This window comes from Actinoplanes sp. NPDC026619, from assembly GCF_040638295.1.
GTDB lineage: Bacteria > Actinomycetota > Actinomycetes > Mycobacteriales > Micromonosporaceae > Actinoplanes.
In genome coordinates this window covers 58,613-76,143 of sequence record NZ_JBEZYA010000012.1, presented here as the reverse complement: position 1 = coordinate 76,143, position 17,531 = coordinate 58,613, and the positions used below count along the sequence as shown (strand labels likewise).

Sequence of the window (17,531 nt, the reverse complement as noted above, 5' to 3'; positions counted from 1 at the left end):
TACTGGCAAGAAACCGTTGACCTGTCCCATTCCGGCCATGCATGCGAATCGTGCAACCTGAGCGTGCACGCCACGCGGTGCAGGCGCTGACACAGAGTTGTTACGTTCGTCCGCGCTTGTGATCACCTTCACGAAGGGCTCTCCGCCGTGCGGCAACGTGCAACCCGGGCCGCAGGCGCGGCGATGGTGATCATCCTTGGCGTCGGCGGATGCAGCGATAATCCGGCCGCCGCGAAGGCGTCGGTCACGCTGGGTTTCGTCAACGGCGCCACCACCGAGTTCCACACCTGCCTGCAGAAGGCGGTGGAGAGCGAGGCCGGCCGCCGCGGGGTCAAGGTGATCAGCGTCAACTCCCAGCAGAACCCGAAGACCGAGCTGGCCAACATCGAGAGCCTGATCGCCCAGCACGTGGACGCGGTGATCGTGCAGACCGTCGATTCCGGCGCGCTCAAGGCCGACATCGCCAAGGCCCGGGCGGCGCAGATCCCGATCTTCCTGACCTCGGTGGTGCCGGCCGACACCAGCGCGATCCTCGGCGCCGTCGCGGTCGACCTCAACCAGGTCGGCCTGCTCGACGCGGGCTGGGTCAGCAACGACGCGGTCGGCGGCCCGGCGACCGCCGGGATCATCGCGGGCGCCCCCGGCGCCGCCTCCGACCTGCTGGTCAAGGGCTTCACCGACAACCTGCCGAAGAACGTCAAGGTGGTGGACAGCAAGCCGGGCATGTTCAACCGGGGCAAGGCCACCGCCGTCGCGTCCGCCATGATCAAAGAACATCCCGAGCTCGGGTACGCCTTCGTCGCCAACGAGGACATGGCGGTCGGCGCCGCCCAGGCGTTCGCGGCGGCCGGCAAGAGCGTCAAGATCGTCACGGTGAACGGAACCGACACCGGGCTGGCCGGCATCGAGGACGGCCGGTTCGCCGCGACCGTCGCCAATCCGGCCTCGCGGCTCGGCGAGCAGGCTGTGGAGAACACGATCAGCCTGCTCGGCGGCGAACCGGTGCACAAGGTCGACTACATCGAGATCAGCCTGATCACCAGGGTGGAGCTGAGCCTGGCCCCGCACTACTGCGTGGTCGACTGAACGTGACCAGGGCCGCACTAAAGTCAGACATCGGCCCGCCGATAGGCCTACGTGCATCGGGAACGGGTGTGGCTCTGGTGGGTCGCGGCAGGTGTGGCGGTCATCGCCGGCATCAGCCTCATCCCGGCCGGCAGCGTCGCCCGGGACCTCGCGGGCAACGCCGTCGGGCTGGCGACCGTGCTCGCCATCTTCGCCGCCGTGCGCCTGCATCGTCCGCAACGCCCGGCCATGTGGTACTGGCTCGCCGCCGGTGGCGCCATGTCGGTGCTCGGCAACCTGGTCAACGAATACTACGACCTGGTCCGGCACATCGAGCCGTACCCGTCCCTGGCCGACGCCTTCTACCTCGCCGAGTACCCGATGTTCCTGGTCGGCATGCTGCTGCTGGTGCGCCGGCGCCGCCGCCTCGGCTTCGACGGCCTGCTCGACGCCGCGATCGTCACGACCGGCCTCGGTCTCGTGTTCTGGATCTTCGTGCTGCACCCGACCGTCGCCGACGGTTCGGCCTCGCTGCTGGAACGCTGGATCAGCACCGCCTACCCGGCCGCTGACGTGCTGCTGCTCGCCGTGCTCGCCCGCCTGTTCACCGACACGGCCGGCGGCACCCCGGCGACCCGCCTGCTGACGCTGGCCGCACTGCTGCTGTTCGCCGGCGACGTCGCGCTATCGGTGGCGACGCTGCACGGCGCCGACCACGGGGCCCTGATCAACCTCCTCTTCCTGCCGTCGTACCTCAGCTGGGGCGCGGCCGCGCTGCATCCGTCCGCCGCCGATGCGGCCCCGGTCCGCGAGTCCCGCCGCCACCACGCCCGGGTGGGCCTGTTCGCGGTCTGCTCGATGGCCGCGCCCGCGCTGCTGTTCGTACCCGGCATCGGCGCGGACAGCTCCGGCCGCCGGGCCGTCGCGATCGGCGCGATGGCGCTGTTCGTGCTGGTGCTCGCGCGTCTGGCCACGATCATGAAGCAGGCGCGTAACCAGTCCGCCGAGCTGTCCCGCCTCGCCATGTCCGACGACCTGACCGGCCTGCCCAACCGCCGCCGCCTCGAACAGGGGATCGGCGACGCGCGCCACCCGCAGGTGGCGCTGCTCGGCCTGGACGCCTTCAAGAACGTCAACGACGAGCTCGGCCGCCCCGCCGCCGACCGGGTCCTGATCGAGCTGGCCGCCCGCCTGGCCGAGGCCGCCCCGCCCGGCGCGCTGGTCGCCCGCACCGGCGGCGACGAGTTCGCCGTCCTGCTCAGCGACGCGAACGCCGACGATCTGCGCGCGGTGGCCGAGGACGTGCTGCGCACCCTGCGCCGCCCGGCCGGCAACCTGCTCATCGGGGTCAGCGCCGGCCTGGCCGGTGGCGCCGGGGTCGACCCGGTCGAACTGCTGCGCGAGGCCGAGACCGCGATGCACGCGGCCAAGCGCACCGGCGAGATCCGGCGCTGGACACCGGCCCTCGACGAGCGTTCCCTGGAACACGCCCGCCTCGGCGCCGAGCTGCGCACCGCCCTCGACGAGGGCCAGTTCCGCGTCGTCTACCAGCCGATCGTCGAGCTGCCCACCGAGCGCATCCTCGCGGTCGAGGCCCTGGTCCGCTGGGACCACCCGGTCCGCGGCCCGGTCAGCCCGGTCGAGTTCATCCCGGTCGCCGAGCAGAACGGCCTGATCATCGAGCTGGGCGCCTGGATCCTGCGAACCGCCTGCCACCGGCTGGCCTCGTGGCGCCTCTGCCACGGCGCCGCCGCCCCGGACCGGATCAGCGTCAATGTCTCGGCCAAGCAGCTCGCCCGCCCCGGTTTCGCCGCGAGCGTGGCCGCGGTGCTGGCCGAGACCGGCCTGTCCACCGGCTCGCTCACCGTCGAGGTCACCGAGACGGCCGTCTTCGAGGGCGGCGCCGCGGTCACCGCCCTGCACGAGCTGCGCGCCCTCGGCGTGCACATCGCCCTCGACGACTTCGGCACCGGCCATTCGTCGCTCGGCCTGTTGCAGACGGTCCCGGTCACCACCATCAAGGTCGACAAGTCGTTCGTCGACGACATCACCGGCGAGGGCCGCCCGCGCGTCATCGCCGAGGCCCTGATCAAGCTGTGTGACGGCCTCGGCCTGCGTGCCGTCGCCGAGGGCGTGGAGACCGCCGAGCAGGCCGCCGTGCTGTCCGCCCTCGGCTACCGCTACCTGCAGGGTTACTACTACGGCCGGCCGGTTGCCGAACCGGACTTCCAGGGCGTCGCCGCAGTGGCGTAGGTCCGCCATCATGGGCGGATGCCCAAGGGACTGTCCTATCTCGACGCGGTGAAGATCCTGGGCGGTCCGGGCCCGCTGGCCAAGACGGTCGACAACCTGCTGGGCGGCCTGCTGAGCGTGGCGACGGCCGGCGGCAGCGAAGCTGCCTTGAGCTTCTTCGACGCCAAGGCGGAAATGGTCCGGCTGGGCGCGCTGGTGACCACCAAAATCGCCGATATCGTACGCGGGACAGGGCGCTACAACCGCAGCGAACGGTTGCTGGCTGCCTCCGGCGTCCTGGTGGTCGCGGCCCTGTTCGAAGCCCTGGACGACGGTATCCGGGCCGTCGGACTCGACCCGGCCGAATTCACCGTCGACGAGCAGCTTCTCCTGATCCGCGCCACCGAGGGCGACCACCTGCTCGACCGCCTGGTCAGCAGCCCGATCCCGTTGCCGTCGCCGGTGAAGTCCTACGCCGACCTGCTGGACGAGATCGGCGAGTGGTGCGGGGTGCGCAGCGCCGAGCTCGCCTACCACCTGCCCGGCCTGGCCTTCTGGGACGACGCCGACGAGACCGCCCGCCGGCGCGCCGCCGAGATGGTCGGCCGCCTCGGCGAGCTGGCGGTGGCCCGCTACGACGAGCTGCACCGGCGGCTGGCGGCGGAGATCCCGGAGTTCGCGATCTGGTCGGGCAGCCTGGAGGCGCGCGCCACCGCCCAGAGTCTGCGCCGCCTGGAGAGTCTCCTGGTCCGGGCGTCGGCCGGGCGCGACCCGGGCCGCCACCGCGCCGCGCTGTCGCGGGCCTACCAGGACCGCCTCAACCGTCCCGTCCTCGCCGGCGACGCCGGCGACCTGACCCTGCCGGACCTCGGCGACGCCTACCTGGACCCGCTGTTCAAGGTGAAGGTGTCCGCCCCCGGCGCCCGGCCCGCCGACGAGACCTGGTGGGAGCGCGCCACGGTCCGCGACGACTTCCACGACTTCCTCGCCGTCCACCTGACCACCACGGCCGCCGCCGAGAACCCGCTGCTGCTCCTCGGCCAGCCCGGCGCCGGCAAGTCGTCGCTGACCCACATCCTCGCCGCCCGGCTCCCGGCGAACGACTATCTCGTCGCCCGCGTGCCGCTGCGCGAGGTCCCGGCCGAGGCAGAGATCCAGGACCAGATCGAGCTGGCCGTCCGGGCCGCCGTCGGCGAGACCGTGGCCTGGGCCGAGATGGCCGAGGACGCCGGACGCCCGCTGGCGGTGGTGCTGCTCGACGGCTTCGACGAGCTGCTCCAGACGACCGGCGTGCACCAGTCCGACTACCTGCAGCGCGTCGCCGCGTTCCAGGAGCGCGAGCTCGCCCAGGGCCGGCCGGTCGCGGTGATCGTGACCAGCCGGGTGGTGGTGGCGGACAAGGCCCGGATCCCGCTGGGCAGCCTGATCGTGCGGCTCGAGCCGTTCACCGGCCGGCAGATCGAGCGGTGGCTCCAGGTGTGGAACCGGGCCAACCCGTCGGCCGAGCCGCTGCTCACGCCGGCGCTGACCCGCCTGCCCGACCTGGCCGGCCAGCCGTTGCTGCTGCTGATGCTCGCGCTCTACCACGCCAGCGGAAGCCGGCTGTCCGAGGACTTCGACACCGCCCAGCTCTACGAACGGCTGCTGAGCGAGTTCGCCGCCCGCGAGGTGCGCCGCGTGCACGCCGGGCGGCCGGAGTCGGCGATGCCGGAGCTGATCGAGGCCGAGCTGCTGCGACTGTCCGTGGTGGCGTTCGCGATGTTCCACCGCAACCGGCTCTGGGTGACCGAACGCGAGCTCGACGACGACCTGGCCGGCTTGGGCACGGCCCCGGCCCCGGCCCGGCCGGGCGGCGCCGACGGCTTCCGCACCTCGCTGACGGCCGGCCAGGAGATGATCGGCCGGTTCTTCTTCATCCAGCGGGCGCAGGCGATCCGCGACGACCGGACCCTGCAGACGTACGAGTTCCTGCACGCCACGTTCGGCGAATACCTGGTCGCCCGCCTCACCGTGCAGGCCCTGCGGGACACCACGGCTCGCGAGGGCGCGGCCACCCTGCCGCTGCGGTTCGGCCGCGAGCCGGAGTCCGACCTGGTGCAGGACCTCCTCGGCTACACCCCGCTGACCGCCCGCAACACCGTGCTGCTGTTCGTCCGTTCGCTGCTGGACGGACCGGACCGCGACGACATCCGGGATTTCCTGGTGCGCCGCACCCGCCAGGCGGTGACGAGGCCGCAGTACACGCCGGGCCGCTACCGCCCGGTCGACAAACGCGTAGACCACTGGATGGCGACGTACTCGCTGAACCTGGTGTTCCTGACCCTGGCCTGCGGCGGCGAACTGCGGGCCACCGACCTGTTCACCGAGGCCGCTGACCCGGCCGACTGGCTGCGCGGCAGCGCCCTGCAGTGGCGCGCGGCGTTACCGGGCGGCATGTGGCTGGACGCGCTGGAGTCGATCACCGCCCGCCGCGAGATGCGCGACCGCCGCCGCGACATCGTCCTCACCCTCGGCGCGGCCGGGTCCCTGCCGACCGTGGACCCGGCCTGGTCCAACCGCCTGTACCGGATCGACCGGGACGGCGGGAGCGGCTTCTTCGCGAACTTCGACTGGTACCCGGCGATGACCTCGATGCACCTGAGCAACAACCTGAGCGATGACACCCTGCTGCAGGCGATGGAACCGATGCTGACCTCGTTCCCGCACCTGGCGGGTTACCACGTCGTGCACGAATCGGGCCGGACCGAATCGGTCGCGCACAGCCTGATGCGGGTGTGGATGGCGGCCGGCTTCGCCCCCGCCGACCTGACCGACGCCTATCGGAACGCCGTCGACGTCCTGCTCCGATGCGACACCCTGGACGACTCCTGGCGCGTCGCCCGGATGCTTCTCCGCAGCCTGCGCAATGACGCCGCCCGGCTCGATCCCGATTTCGTCCTGACGATGGTCAAGTTGATCAGTGCCGGCCCGGAGACCAACGACGCCGTTCTCGCTGACGCCATCCACACGCTCCTTGCCCGCGAGCTGGCGGACGCCGGTCCCGCCCGGCGCGAGGCCCTGTACGCGATCTTCACCGACCTGGTGGAGCGTCTCGGAGATCTCGGACGCCTGCGCCAGGTCATGGACTCACTCGAGGAATCCGGCGATCTCGCCGCCGTGCTGGCGGCCGTCCGCGACGCCCTGGGCCCGGCCGCCGCCCGCTCGCTGGCCAACGAGGTCCGCGAGTCCCACCCGCATCTGGCACATCAGCTCCGCTGACCCCGGCGATCCACGGACTCAGCACAGCGCTTCGGAAAGCAGGCGGACCGCGGCGATCAGGCCGGCGCGCGGCGCGTCCCGCCACTGTGGGGTGACCGGGGCGAGACCGGTCGACAGTGGGTAGCGCTCGGCCAGGTCGGGGATCAGCACCCAGGTCGCCTCGGCGCGGTCGGCCCACGCGGCGGCGCCGTCGCGATCCATCCGGGCGTAGGCGGCGGCCGTCTCGGCGCAGGAGCGGACCGCCGCGTAGAGCATCGTGACCGCCGGCGCCCGTCGCTGCTCGGGGACGGCCCATCGGCCGAGGACGCCGAGCAGGCGTTCCATCCAGTCCTGCTCGTTCGGGCCCTGGCCGGACTGCGCCCACGACCGCTCGGTGAGCCACGGGTGGGCCAGGTGCAGGTCGAACAGGGCGAGGGCCCACGCGGTGAGGTCGCCGGCCGCGCTCGTCGCCGGGTCGGCCCACCGCGGCAGCGCGCTCACGTGGTCCTGCATCAGGGCCAGGAGCTGCTCCTTCGTCCCGACGTAGGGGTAGAGCGCCATCGCGGTCCGGCCGAACCGGGCGGCGACCGCCCGGGTGGAGACGGCGGCCAGGCCATCCGTGTCGGCGATGCCGGCGGCCGCGTCGAGGATCTCGTCGAGACTCAGTTGCTGCCGGGGGCCACGCCGCGGGGTCGGCAGGGTGGTGCCGCGGTGCCGCCACAGCCGGCGTACGTGCTCGGTCGCGCTCTGGTTCGACATAGTCCTTACACCGTATAGTGTTTTGCATGCCTACCGCACGACTGCACGACGACGCTCCGATCGAGGTGACCGTGCTCGGCGACGGCCCGGCCGTGCTGCTGCCGGTCCGCACCCGGGTGATCGAGGGCCAGGAGGCCGAGCAGATGCTGGCCTGGGGCGCCGATCCGGCCCTGGGTCATCGCCTGGTGACCGGCCTGGCGGCGGCCGGGTTCCGGGTGATCGCCGCCGACTACGAGGGTCACCTGGCCGAGCACCCGAAACCTCGTACGCTCAATGCCTCGACCCTGGCCACCGACCTGCTGGCCATCGCCGACGCCGGCGGTGCCGAAGGCGGTTTTGCCTATTACGGCTATTCGTGGCTGGCGCTGGCCGGCCTGCAGCTGTCGGTGCGCACCGACCGGCTCACCGCGCTGGCCATGGGCGGCTTCCCACCGCTGGGCGGGCCCTACGCGGCGATGCTCGAGGTGACCCGGGCGACCTACCGGGCGGCGGTGGCGAACGCCGAAAATCCGCCCGCGCCGTCCGCCGCGCCCGAGCCGGGCGACTGGGACAGCGCCGACCTGACCCTGAGCCCCGACCAGACCAGGCAATACCTTTCGCTGTACGAGTCGCTGCAGTCCTTCGACGACGCCGCGGCCGAGCTGCCGCCCATTCCCCGGCTGGCGTTCGCCGGCGAGAGGGACACCATCGTCTACGGCCCGAAGTGGGGCAACGCGGTCGTCGACCTGGCCGGCCCGCTGACCACCCGCCGGGCCGAGCTGGCCGCTCGCGGCTGGCGGGTCGAGGTCGTCCCGGCCGCCGACCACATGAGCGCCATGCAGGCCGCCGTAGTCCTGCCACTGCTGACCGGCTGGCTGGCCGCCGAGCTCTGACGCAGCTCTCGGCGGGCCGGCTCAGCTCTCTCGGCGGGCCGGCTCAGCTTTCGGCGGGTCGCGTCGCCGGCCAGGTCAGCACGTCGTCCGGGATGGTGGCGTCGTGCAGGGCGCGCAGGTCGCGGCCCGGGATGTCGCAGCCGGCGTCGACCACCAGGCGGGCCACCTCGATCGCCCCGTGCGCCTGGAAGTGCGTGTTGTCGGCGACGCCGTCCGGATAGTTCGGCGACTCGCCGGCGTCGAGCCACAGGAAATAGTCCTTGGTGGCGTCCGGGCCGAGCGCGCTCCACAGCGCGAAGGACAGCGCGGTCAGGTCGATCAGCGGGGTGCGGGTGGCCTCGGCGAGGGCGCGCATCGAGTCCGGGTATTCGCCGTGCGACAGGTAGGGGCTGCCGTCGGTGTGGAAGCGCCGCCGCTCCACCGGCGTGACCAGCACCGGGTGCGCCTTCTTGGCGCGCGCGCCGTCGAGGTAGAGCCGCAGATAGTCCTGGAAGGTGGTCCACGGCTCGGTGTAGCGGGCCGGGTCCTCGGTCTTCTCGTCGTTGTGCCCGAACGAGACCAGCAGCACGTCACCCGGCTTGATCGCGGCCAGGATGAGATCGAGCCGCCCCAGGTCGTAGAAGCTCTTCGAGCTGGCCCCGGAGAGCGCGGCGTTCTGCACGGCGATGTCGCGGTGCAGGAAGGCCGGCAGCGCCTGCCCCCACCCGGCCCGGGGCACATCGGCGGTGGCATAGGTGGCGGCGGTGGAATCCCCGGCGACGAAAACGGTGCGGCGCGCGGGGCGGCCGCCGGCTTGGGCCGGCTTCATCCCGTACGCCGAGGCCACCGCCCCGCCGACAGCGGCCCGCAGAAGCATTCTCCGATCCAGCGACATGCCGCCATCTAATCAACGAAGGTCGATGCAGGCAAGCGCTTTCCTGAGGAAATTCGCGGGTCACGCCTCTGGTGCGTGGACCCGGCCGCCTAGTTGCTGGGCGACCTCGAGGTCGTTGCCTTCGAACCAGGTTTCGGCGATCTTGCCGTCGCTGAAGCGGAAGATGATGATGCCGGTCTCCTCGACGTCCTGTCCGCGGGCGGGCAGATCGAGGTAGCCGCCGCGGTAGGTCGACCGCACGACGTAGCGGACCACGACCCGGTCGCCGCCGTCGATGACGTCCTCCAGCGAGGGCTGCTGCCCCGCGAAGGCGTTCGGGTACCACCGCAACCAGTCGAGGAAAGTGTCTCGATCCCCGGCCCCGCCCGGTCCATGGCAGACGAAGTCGTCGGTAGCGATCTCCGCGAAAAGCCCCACATCGCCCATTCGGCACATCTCAAACCATGCCCGCGCGATCTCTCCCGAACGCATGCATGAAGTTCTATTCCTAACCGACGCCGACCGCAACTCTCCGCGCACAACGCACCCGCCGCCCTTGGTTGTTCACCCGGCGCCGCGGACTCATCATGGTTGCGTGCTTGCTCCGCGCAGACCGCAGGTTGCCAAACGGTTGAGGATCCTCGCAAAGCTCTCCTCGGTAGGTGGCTTCGCCGTTCTGGCCGGATTCCTGGCCAGGGAGGGTCTCGACGACGCGGACAAGTGGATGAGTGTCATCGGCGGGATGGCCGGAGTGGCCGGACTCCTTTTGGCCGCCGCCACCCGGGAGAGGGCGCCGGCCGGCGTTGCCTCGCCGCGCCCGCCGTCGCACGTGGCGGGACTACTCCTGAAGTTGCGCGAAGACGGCACGCTGCCGCTCGTACAGGACGTCACGGGACCCGATCTGGGCGTCAAGGCTGCCATTTCCCTCGATGCCTCGACACCGAATCGACTGCCGCAATATGTGCCCCGCTTCGGGGACGGCGACCTGGACTGGGCCATCGCTGATGGTGGGATGGTGCTGATTCACGGACGAGCGGCCTCCGGGAAGACGCGAACCGCGTTCGAGGCCGTAGGCCGCCTCCGGCCGGGACACCAGATCCTGATTCCGGCGCACCCCAAGGCCCTCCGCGAACTCCTGGAAATCGGCTTCGAAGTACGCGACTGCGTGATCTGGCTGGACGACGTGGAACGCTTCTTGGTCCCCGACGGCCTCGACGAATCCCTGGTGGCGCTGTTGTGCCCGCCGGGCCGGAGCGATGTGACGATTGTCGCCACGATCCGCGATCAGGAGTTGTCCCGCCTCAATCGCCTTGCCGCCAGCCGGCAGCAGCGCGACGACGTGGATGGATCGAGCGTCGTCAAGTTCGCCGATTCCGGTCAGCGGCTGATCGCCTCGGTGGCGGGCCGTCGAAGAATATTCATCGACCAGTATCTGAGTCACGAGATCGAACAGGCTGCCGCCTCCCAGGCCGGAGGCGACGACGCCCGCATCGCCGCCGCGCTGCGGTCCCCCTTCGGCTTTGCCGAATATCTCGCCGCCGGCCCGGCCATGATGACGTACTGGACGACGGGGGACGGGCCGCTGTACGACGTTGGACAAGCCGTCGTCAACGTTGCGGTTGACTGCCGGCGGGCCGGATTCACCAAGCCTGTCGACGAAGAACTGCTGGTCGCACTGTACCGCGGGTACATGTCGGCCGCCCGCAGGAACCGGGCCGATCTCCCGTCCTTCCCCGATGGCGTGGCATGGGCGTGCGAGCCTGTGCTGGGAGCGAGTTCGTGCCTCATTCCGCACGCCGCCGGCGGCTACTCCGCCTCCGATTATCTCCTCGACCGGACGCAGGCCGGCGAGGGCCCGCTGGGCGGACTGGCAGTCCCCGCCGAAGTCTGGCAGGCGGTGATCGCCGTCGGCGACGGACACGACGCGGACTCCATTGGAGTCACCGCCCAGGAATCGGGTCTGGCCGGCATCGCCGAGTCGGCTTTCCGGAAAGGATTCGATGGGGGAGATGCAGCCGCGGCCTACAGCCTCGCCGCGATATTTTTCAGGACGGAGCGTCAGGACGAGGCCGAACCGATTCTCCGCTGGCTGATTCACGAGGTGGGTGAGGAAGGTGCGGCCGCCGGCCTGGGCAAGATCCTTTTTGGTCAAGGGCGGGTCGAGGAGGCGGAACATTACCTTCGCATCGCGATGGATCACGGCGATGCGATGGGGACGATCGATTTTTCGCGTCTCCTGCGTGGTCGCGATCAGGTTGACGAGGCGGATCGACTGCTCGGTTCCCTGGCTCTCGCCGGCAACACGAAGGCGGCTCGCGAGCTGGCTGCGACACTGGCCGAGAGGGGTCGCTCAGCGGAAGCCGAACAGTTCCTCCGGCAAGTGGAGTCCTCGCTGCTTCCATCGGCCGAGGCGGGCGATCGGGGCGCCATTCTGGAGCTGGCCGATCTGGCCGCAAAACACGGCAAATCAGGTGATATAGAGCACCGTCTGCGCCCGCTGGCCGACGGTGGGGACAACGCCGCGGCGGCACGGCTCGGCCGCCATCTCTCGCAGTGCGGACGTTATTCCGAGGCGGAACCCTACCTGCGACGCGCTGCCGACGGCGGTGACCCTCCGTCAGTGCTCAGGCTGGTCGCCGTTCTGGTTCGCCTCGAGAGACCGGACGAAGGGGAGCGCTATATGCGCCGGGTTGCTGACGGCGCAGATGGCGACTATGCGGCTGCGGCTCTTGGCCGATGGTTGGTGCGCGATCGGCGCGACGACGAAGCGGAGCCGTACCTGCGGACGGCGGCCGCCGCCGGGGACGCGGAAGCGAGCGCCGAACTCGAGGCGCTGCTTGCCCGGAGGGTTCCTGAGGAACCCGCCGACCGGTGACGGAGTTCCCCGGCCGATGGCGGTCAGTCGCGGTAGGTGCTGAGCTGGGCGATCTCGCCGGTGCGGGATTCGATGATCTGCTTGGCGAAGGCCAAGGCGGTCAGGTTGGCGCCGTTGGCCTGTTCCTGCTGGGCCAGCTCGACCGCCTTCTCCTGGTGGCTGATCAGCGCCTGGACCGGGTCGCCGGCGGGCGGGGCGGGTGCGGCCGACGGTGGCGGCGCGACACCCCAGGTCGTCAGCCAGCCGGTCATCCGGACCGCCTCGTCCTGCTGGGTCACGATGATGGCCTCGGCCAGGGTTCGGGCCTGGGGATTCTCCGCGGCCGCGGCGGAGGCGAGCGCGATGCCCTGCTGGTGGTGCGGGATCAGCGCGCGCACGAACGCCACATCGGCGTCGTTGTGCCGCGGGCCCGCGCCCAGCGCGTCGGCGGTGGCGGGAGCCGGGCTCGGCGAACTCGATTGCTGGGTGCCGCAGCCGGCCAGGAGCAATGTCGCAACGAGGGCGATCGATACGCGACGCATGGGGTGAAGGTAGCGGGCGCCGGGCCGATCAGTAAACACTCTTAACCAAAAAGAAGGCGGCCGCGACGCCCTCGGTGGGGGCCGCGGCCGCTTCGGTTACTGCCTTCGTCGGGGCATCGAGTAGAAGCCGGTCGGCAGGGTCTGCGTCTCCGTCTGCCAGGCCGGGGGGTCGGTCTTGCGGTTGCGGGAGCGGATGCGCAGCAGCAGAGCCACGCCCAGGAACACCAGCACGGCGCCGATGATCAGGCCGGGGCCCAGCACGCTGGGGGTTCCCGACGCCGGCTTGAGCGCGGCCGCCGACGTCGTGTCGGCGGGGGCCGGGGTGGCCGCGTTGTCGTTCACCTGCTCGTCCGGGTCCGTCGCGGTCTTGCTGGGCGTCGGGGCCGGGCTGGTGGCGGTCGGCTTCGCGGCCACCGGGCTGAGCACCCGGCTGTTCAGCGAGGCCGTTGCCAGTTCGCGGCCGGTGGCGTCCAGGGCTCGCGCCTCGAACGTGACCTGGCCGTTGTCGGGGCCGGTGAAGGCGATGTCCCAGCGGCCGCTGACCGTCTGGTCGCGGCAGAGCTGACCCGGGTCCAGCTGGGTGTCGGTGATCCGGGCCTCGTCGGCGGTCAGCTGGGCTCGCACCCGGAACGACTGGCCGTCCTCGATGCGGTTGACCCGGACCTGGTCCAGGCTGATGCCGTCGGTTCGCACGGTGAGCGACCACCGCACCTTTACACAACGTCGCTGCTGCCGCTCCGTCGAGGCGATCGCGGTGAGCGTCGACGCATCTTTTCCGATGGTGAACGTGGCCGGCGACTGGCCGATGTCCACCGCGAAACCCTGCACGGCCGCCGAGGCGGGGGACGTCCAGGCCAATGACGCGGCGACCAGGGCCAGCGCGGTGACTACCCGTGCTGCCAGGTGTCGCATGATGATCATCTCCTTAGAGCACGGTCTGGTGGAACCGTCTGCTCACTCTGTGGTTCGCACCGGGGCCGCGAAAGGTTCAGCCGGTGCGCCGGGTCACTCTCCGGCGGACCTTATTTTTGGCTTATCCGGAAGTTACTTGCCGGTATCCGTGCAGCTCAGCTGGCCTGCGAGCAGGGGCTCTGGAAAGTTGCCGACAAATTCGGGTCCACTCGTTCATCCGAACCAGCGCCGCACACGTAGATGGGGGAGGGCAACGACCAGGGGATGGGTCGCTGCCCGGCAAGTCACCAGCACGGGGCGCCCCCCACGGGTGCTCTCGTCCCGCCGCCCAACGGGACGTGAACCGCTGCGGAGAACGAGGAGTCAATGGCCCGGACAGGAAACAACCAGCGATCCGCCAATCGTGTGGCCGTGGATGTCGGAGCTACCGGTACGAAGTCGGCGTCCAAAGGTTCGGTCGCACTGCTCGGAGCGAGCGTTCTCGCCGCGCTCTGGGCCGTCGCGATGATGACGCCGGTCGGCCGTGTCGTTTACGTCTACGTCTTCATGTATCTCGAGTTTTACGCGGGTGTGCTCGTCCTGGTGTCGATCTCGATCACCATCATGGTCGGGCTCGTCTCCACGGACCGATTGGTGCTGTCGATCCGGCAGCGGGTCTTCCTCCAGTCGATCCACCGCACCACCGGCGTGCTGGCGGTCGTCTCTCTGGTCTTCCACCTCTGGACAAAGGTAGCCGAGGGGCACATCCGCGCGATCGACGTGGTGATCCCGGGTGTCGCGGCCGGCAAGACCCTCTACATCTTCTTCGGCCAGCTCTCGGCGTACATCCTGATCCTGGTCATCTGGACCGGCGTTGCCCGCGCCCGGTTCATCGGCCGGGGCAAGCCCTGGATGTGGCGCGCGATCCACTCGATCCCGTACCTGATGTGGCCGATCGCCCTGATGCACGGCCTCGGCGCCGGTCGCGCCGCCAAGACCTGGGTCACCGTCAGTTACGTCATCTGCGTGCTGCTGGTGCTCATCGGCCTGGCCGTGCGCCTCTCGGTCAGCCTGAACCGCCGTAAGGACTTCGCCTCGCCCGCCGGGGTCGGCGCCTCCAACACGGTCAGCCAGATGGTGGCCACCTCCGCGCCGGCCGTGAAGGAGCCGCGCCGCGGCCGTGGCCGGGCCCCCGAGCCGGAGCCCACCCCGGCCGCCGTGGTCGACACGTTCCGGCCGGCCTCGCCGGTGATGGCGCAGACCGCGCCGCCGGTGATGGACCTGCCACCGCAGGAGGCCGAGCGTGGCCGCCGCTTCGCGGACGAGGACCTGGTCGCCCCGGCGCCCCGGCAGCGCCGCCCGATGGCCGACGAGATCGACTACGAGGAGCCACGCGCCCGCGTCTTCCCCGACGAGGAGCGGATGCGCCGCTCGGAGATGGACGACACGTCCACCCGGATGCGCCGTCCAGAGATGTCCCGGCCGGAGATGGATGACACCTCGACCCGGATGCGCCGCCCCGAGATGGACGACACGTCCACCCGCATGCGCCGCCCGGAGATGGACGACACCTCCACTCGCATGCGCCGCGTCGAGATGGACGACACCTCGACCCGGATGCGCCGCGTCGAGATGGACGACACGTCCACCCGGATGCGGCGGATCGAGGCGGACGAGCCGCCGCCGCGTGGCCGCCGCTATGCCGACGACGACGAGGACTTCGCTCCGCGATCCCGCCGCCGGCCGATGGAGGAGCCGGAGTACGACAACGCGCCGCCGGCCCCACGTGGCCGCCGCCGGGCCGAGTCCGACTTCGAGGACGCGCCGCGACAGCGCTCCCGCTACGACGAGGAGCCGCCCGCGCGCCGCAGCAGCCGGTACGAGCCGCGCTACAGCGACTACGGCCCGGAAGGCCAGGAGGCGCCCCGGGACCGGCGCGATGACCGGGGCGCTGACCTTGACCGCGCCGACTCAGGACGACACAGCCGCAGTGGGTTCGTCGACATGGCGGACGGCGACGAGACGCCGACGCTGGTCGACATGGCATCACGCCGAGCCCGCCGGGCAGAGCAGGAAACCGGTAACGACCGGGCGGGCCGGGGGGCCCGTCGCAACGGGCGCGGCCGGTTGAACGACGACGTCGCTGACGACCAGTACTGGTCGCAGCTGCGAGGGGAAGCGAATTGAGCACCACCGCCCAGGTTCCGCCGGTCACCTCGATCGGCGTTCCGCGGATCACCGCGGGCTTCGACGAGTACGGCCGACTCGATCTCCTGGCTCACCAGGAGGTCCACGGCGGGTTCGCCGCGTTGTCGTCGGGCGAGCTGATCGGCCTGGCCGACCGGATCGAGCTGCGCGGACGTGGCGGCGCGGGTTTCCCGTTCGCCCGCAAGGTCCGCGCCGTGCTCGACTCGTGCCGGCGGCAGGATCTGCCACCGGTGATCGTGGTCAACGGCACCGAGGGCGAGCCGCCGTCCTGGAAGGACAAGGCGATCCTCACCCGGGCGCCGCACCTGATCCTGGACGGCGCCGCACTGGCCGCCGCGGCGCTGGACGCCGAGGAGATCGTCATCGGCATCGCCGACGACGGCATCGGCCAGAGTTCCATCACCGCGGCCCTGGCCGAGCGGCGGATGCCCTGCCCGACCCGGATCGTCACGGTGCCGCACCGGTTCATCTCCGGTGAGGGCGGCGCGCTGGTCCGCGGCATCAACGGCGAGGCGCACATCCCGCCCGGCCGCAAGGTGCGCTCCAGCGACAACGGCGTGATGGGCCTGCCCACCCTGCTGTCCAACGCGGAGACGTTCTCCCAGCTGGCGATCGCCGCCCGGCTCGGGCCGTGGGAGTACAACGCGGTCGGCATCAACGAGGAGCCGGGCACGGTCATGCTGACCGTGGGCGGTTCGTCCAGCAGCCCGGCCGTGGTCGAGGCGCCCAGCGGCACCCCGCTGATGGACGTGCTGGACATGTGCGGCGCCGACATCGGCCCCGGCCTGCTGGTCGGCGGCTACCACGGCAAGTGGATCACCGCCGAGGCCGCGAAGACCGTGACGATCTCCCGTAAGGGGTTCGCCAAGGTCGGCGGCACGCTCGGCGCCGGCATGCTGATCCCGATCGGCTCGAAGACCTGCCCGCTCGGCGAGGTCTCCCAGGTCGTGCAATACCTCGCCGGTGAGTCGGCAGGCCAGTGCGGCCCGTGCCGGCTCGGCCTGCCCGACCTGGCCCGCGCGGTCACCCTGGTGTCACTGGGCGGCAACGCGGTCGACAACGTGCGCCAGGCGGCCGGTGTGGTGAAGGGCCGCGGCGCGTGCAGCCACCCGGACGGCACGTCCCGGTTCGCGCTGTCCGCGCTCGAGGTGTTCGCCAAGGACGTCGACGCGCACACCAACGGCGAGGGCTGCGGCAAGTCGGTCAAGGGCATCCTGCCGTTGCCGTACACGGCCGAGACCGGCGCCCGGAAGCTCGCGCTGGACTGGTCCCGCTGCGACGGCCACGGGCTGTGCTCGGCGGTCGCGCCGGAGATCATCCGGCTCGACTCGAACGGCTTCCCGGCGTTCCCCCAGACGCCGCTGCCGCCGTGGCTGGAGAGCGGCGCCCGCAAGGCCGTCAACGTCTGCCCGGCGCTGGCCCTGCGGCTCGACGACGCGAAGGCATCCCATTGAGAAAGCTGCTCGTGCTGCTGCTCGTGGCCGGTTTCGCCGCGGGGTGCTCGGTGCCGGTGGAGAAACCGGCCGCCGGCGTGCCGATCTCGCCGGCGCCGCTGTCCGGTTCCGAGGCTCCCGCCTCGGGTGAAGCGGGAGCGGCCGCGGCCCCGGCGACCGTGCCGGCGACGCTGCGGTTCACCGGCAAGACCCTGGACGGCGCGGCCTTCGACGCGGCCACCCTGGCCGGCAAGCCGGCGATCCTCTGGTTCTGGGCGCCCTGGTGCGCGACCTGCGCGAGCGAGGCGCAGAGCATCGGCGACCTGGCCGACGAATATCAGGGCCGGATCGGCATCCTCGGCATCGCCGGGCTCGGCGAGAACAAGGCGATGCACGAGTTCGTCTCGGACTTCTCGCTGGCCAAGGTGCCGCACCTGGACGACCGGGCCGGCAAGATCTGGAAGAAATTCAAGATCACCCAGCAGAGTTGGTACGTCTTCCTCGATCGCAACGGCACGGTCGTCAAGGTCGGCTACCTCGACGACCTGCAGCTCACCGCCGAGGTGAAGACGCTGGTGGCCTGAC

13 protein-coding genes are annotated in these 17,531 nt (G+C 70.9%); 8 read left to right on the top strand and 5 right to left on the bottom strand.

What is annotated here, in order from left to right; genetic code table 11:
* Positions 1 to 183 precede the first annotated feature (183 nt).
* The 3 genes from AB0E90_RS25340 (at position 184) to AB0E90_RS25330 (ending at position 6,555) form a co-directional block, all read left to right on the top strand.
* Positions 184 to 1,086 carry a sugar ABC transporter substrate-binding protein gene (locus AB0E90_RS25340; RefSeq protein ID WP_360410361.1) on the top strand — a complete coding sequence of 301 codons (903 nt, stop codon included), beginning with the start codon at positions 184 to 186 and terminating at the stop codon, positions 1,084 to 1,086.
* Positions 1,087 to 1,152: 66 nt separating this feature from the next.
* Positions 1,153 to 3,318, top strand: a complete 2,166-nt coding sequence (locus AB0E90_RS25335) for a bifunctional diguanylate cyclase/phosphodiesterase (RefSeq protein WP_360410358.1) — start codon at positions 1,153 to 1,155, stop codon at positions 3,316 to 3,318.
* A gap of 18 nt (positions 3,319 to 3,336) precedes the next feature.
* A complete protein-coding gene (locus tag AB0E90_RS25330) occupies positions 3,337 to 6,555 on the top strand; it encodes a hypothetical protein (protein ID WP_360410355.1) in 3,219 nt (1,072 codons plus the stop codon).
* Between the two features lie 18 nt (positions 6,556 to 6,573).
* On the opposite strand, the gene AB0E90_RS25325 is transcribed toward AB0E90_RS25330, so the two are convergent.
* Complete coding sequence (locus tag AB0E90_RS25325) at positions 6,574 to 7,293, bottom strand: helix-turn-helix domain-containing protein (RefSeq protein WP_360410352.1); 720 nt, start codon at positions 7,291 to 7,293, stop codon at positions 6,574 to 6,576.
* 26 nt (positions 7,294 to 7,319) lie between these two features.
* Between AB0E90_RS25325 and AB0E90_RS25320 the strand changes: the two genes are divergently transcribed.
* The gene (locus AB0E90_RS25320; protein WP_360410350.1) at positions 7,320 to 8,165 is read left to right on the top strand and encodes an alpha/beta hydrolase; all 846 of its coding nucleotides are present in this window, start codon (positions 7,320 to 7,322) and stop codon (positions 8,163 to 8,165) included.
* A 43-nt stretch (positions 8,166 to 8,208) separates the two neighbouring features.
* On the opposite strand, the gene AB0E90_RS25315 is transcribed toward AB0E90_RS25320, so the two are convergent.
* On the bottom strand, positions 8,209 to 9,021 hold the full coding sequence (locus AB0E90_RS25315) for a rhamnogalacturonan acetylesterase (RefSeq protein ID WP_360410347.1): 813 nt from the start codon (positions 9,019 to 9,021) through the stop codon (positions 8,209 to 8,211).
* Between the two features lie 78 nt (positions 9,022 to 9,099).
* Positions 9,100 to 9,510 carry an ester cyclase gene (locus AB0E90_RS25310; RefSeq protein ID WP_360410344.1) on the bottom strand — a complete coding sequence of 137 codons (411 nt, stop codon included), beginning with the start codon at positions 9,508 to 9,510 and terminating at the stop codon, positions 9,100 to 9,102.
* Between the two features lie 103 nt (positions 9,511 to 9,613).
* Here AB0E90_RS25310 and AB0E90_RS25305 point away from each other — a divergent pair, with 103 nt between their 5' ends.
* Complete coding sequence (locus tag AB0E90_RS25305) at positions 9,614 to 11,893, top strand: hypothetical protein (protein ID WP_360410341.1); 2,280 nt, start codon at positions 9,614 to 9,616, stop codon at positions 11,891 to 11,893.
* 23 nt (positions 11,894 to 11,916) lie between these two features.
* Here AB0E90_RS25305 and AB0E90_RS25300 read toward each other — a convergent pair whose 3' ends face one another.
* Both AB0E90_RS25300 and AB0E90_RS25295 read right to left on the bottom strand, forming a co-directional pair.
* Complete coding sequence (locus AB0E90_RS25300) at positions 11,917 to 12,414, bottom strand: DUF305 domain-containing protein (RefSeq protein WP_360410339.1); 498 nt, start codon at positions 12,412 to 12,414, stop codon at positions 11,917 to 11,919.
* Positions 12,415 to 12,510: 96 nt separating this feature from the next.
* Complete coding sequence (locus AB0E90_RS25295; protein ID WP_360410336.1) at positions 12,511 to 13,326, bottom strand: hypothetical protein; 816 nt, start codon at positions 13,324 to 13,326, stop codon at positions 12,511 to 12,513.
* 411 nt (positions 13,327 to 13,737) lie between these two features.
* On the opposite strand from AB0E90_RS25295, the gene AB0E90_RS25290 reads away from it, so the two are divergent.
* From AB0E90_RS25290 to AB0E90_RS25280, 3 genes are read left to right on the top strand one after another with little or no spacing between them, the layout of a single operon-like run.
* Positions 13,738 to 15,492, top strand: coding sequence for a translation initiation factor III (locus AB0E90_RS25290; RefSeq protein WP_360410333.1), 1,755 nt, complete (start codon positions 13,738 to 13,740; stop codon positions 15,490 to 15,492).
* Positions 15,489 to 16,967 (top strand): NADH-ubiquinone oxidoreductase-F iron-sulfur binding region domain-containing protein, encoded by a 1,479-nt coding sequence (locus AB0E90_RS25285; protein WP_360410330.1) that lies wholly within the window; start codon positions 15,489 to 15,491, stop codon positions 16,965 to 16,967. Before AB0E90_RS25290 ends, AB0E90_RS25285 begins: the two co-directional genes overlap by 4 nt.
* Positions 16,964 to 17,530, top strand: coding sequence for a redoxin domain-containing protein (locus AB0E90_RS25280; protein WP_360410327.1), 567 nt, complete (start codon positions 16,964 to 16,966; stop codon positions 17,528 to 17,530). Before AB0E90_RS25285 ends, AB0E90_RS25280 begins: the two co-directional genes overlap by 4 nt.
* Position 17,531 lies beyond the last annotated feature (1 nt).

Bases quoted from the DNA above. Each gene is read 5' to 3' on its own strand.
- AB0E90_RS25310 (WP_360410344.1), bottom strand. From the start codon at position 9,510: ATGCGTTCGGGAGAGATCGCGCGGGCATGGTTTGAGATGTGCCGAATG.
- AB0E90_RS25330 (WP_360410355.1), top strand. From the start codon at position 3,337: ATGCCCAAGGGACTGTCCTATCTCGACGCGGTGAAGATCCTGGGCGGT.
- AB0E90_RS25320 (WP_360410350.1), top strand. From the start codon at position 7,320: ATGCCTACCGCACGACTGCACGACGACGCTCCGATCGAGGTGACCGTG.
- AB0E90_RS25295 (WP_360410336.1), bottom strand. From the start codon at position 13,326: ATGCGACACCTGGCAGCACGGGTAGTCACCGCGCTGGCCCTGGTCGCC.
- AB0E90_RS25300 (WP_360410339.1), bottom strand. From the start codon at position 12,414: ATGCGTCGCGTATCGATCGCCCTCGTTGCGACATTGCTCCTGGCCGGC.
- AB0E90_RS25315 (WP_360410347.1), bottom strand. From the start codon at position 9,021: ATGCTTCTGCGGGCCGCTGTCGGCGGGGCGGTGGCCTCGGCGTACGGG.
- AB0E90_RS25325 (WP_360410352.1), bottom strand. From the start codon at position 7,293: ATGTCGAACCAGAGCGCGACCGAGCACGTACGCCGGCTGTGGCGGCAC.
- AB0E90_RS25340 (WP_360410361.1), top strand. From the start codon at position 184: ATGGTGATCATCCTTGGCGTCGGCGGATGCAGCGATAATCCGGCCGCC.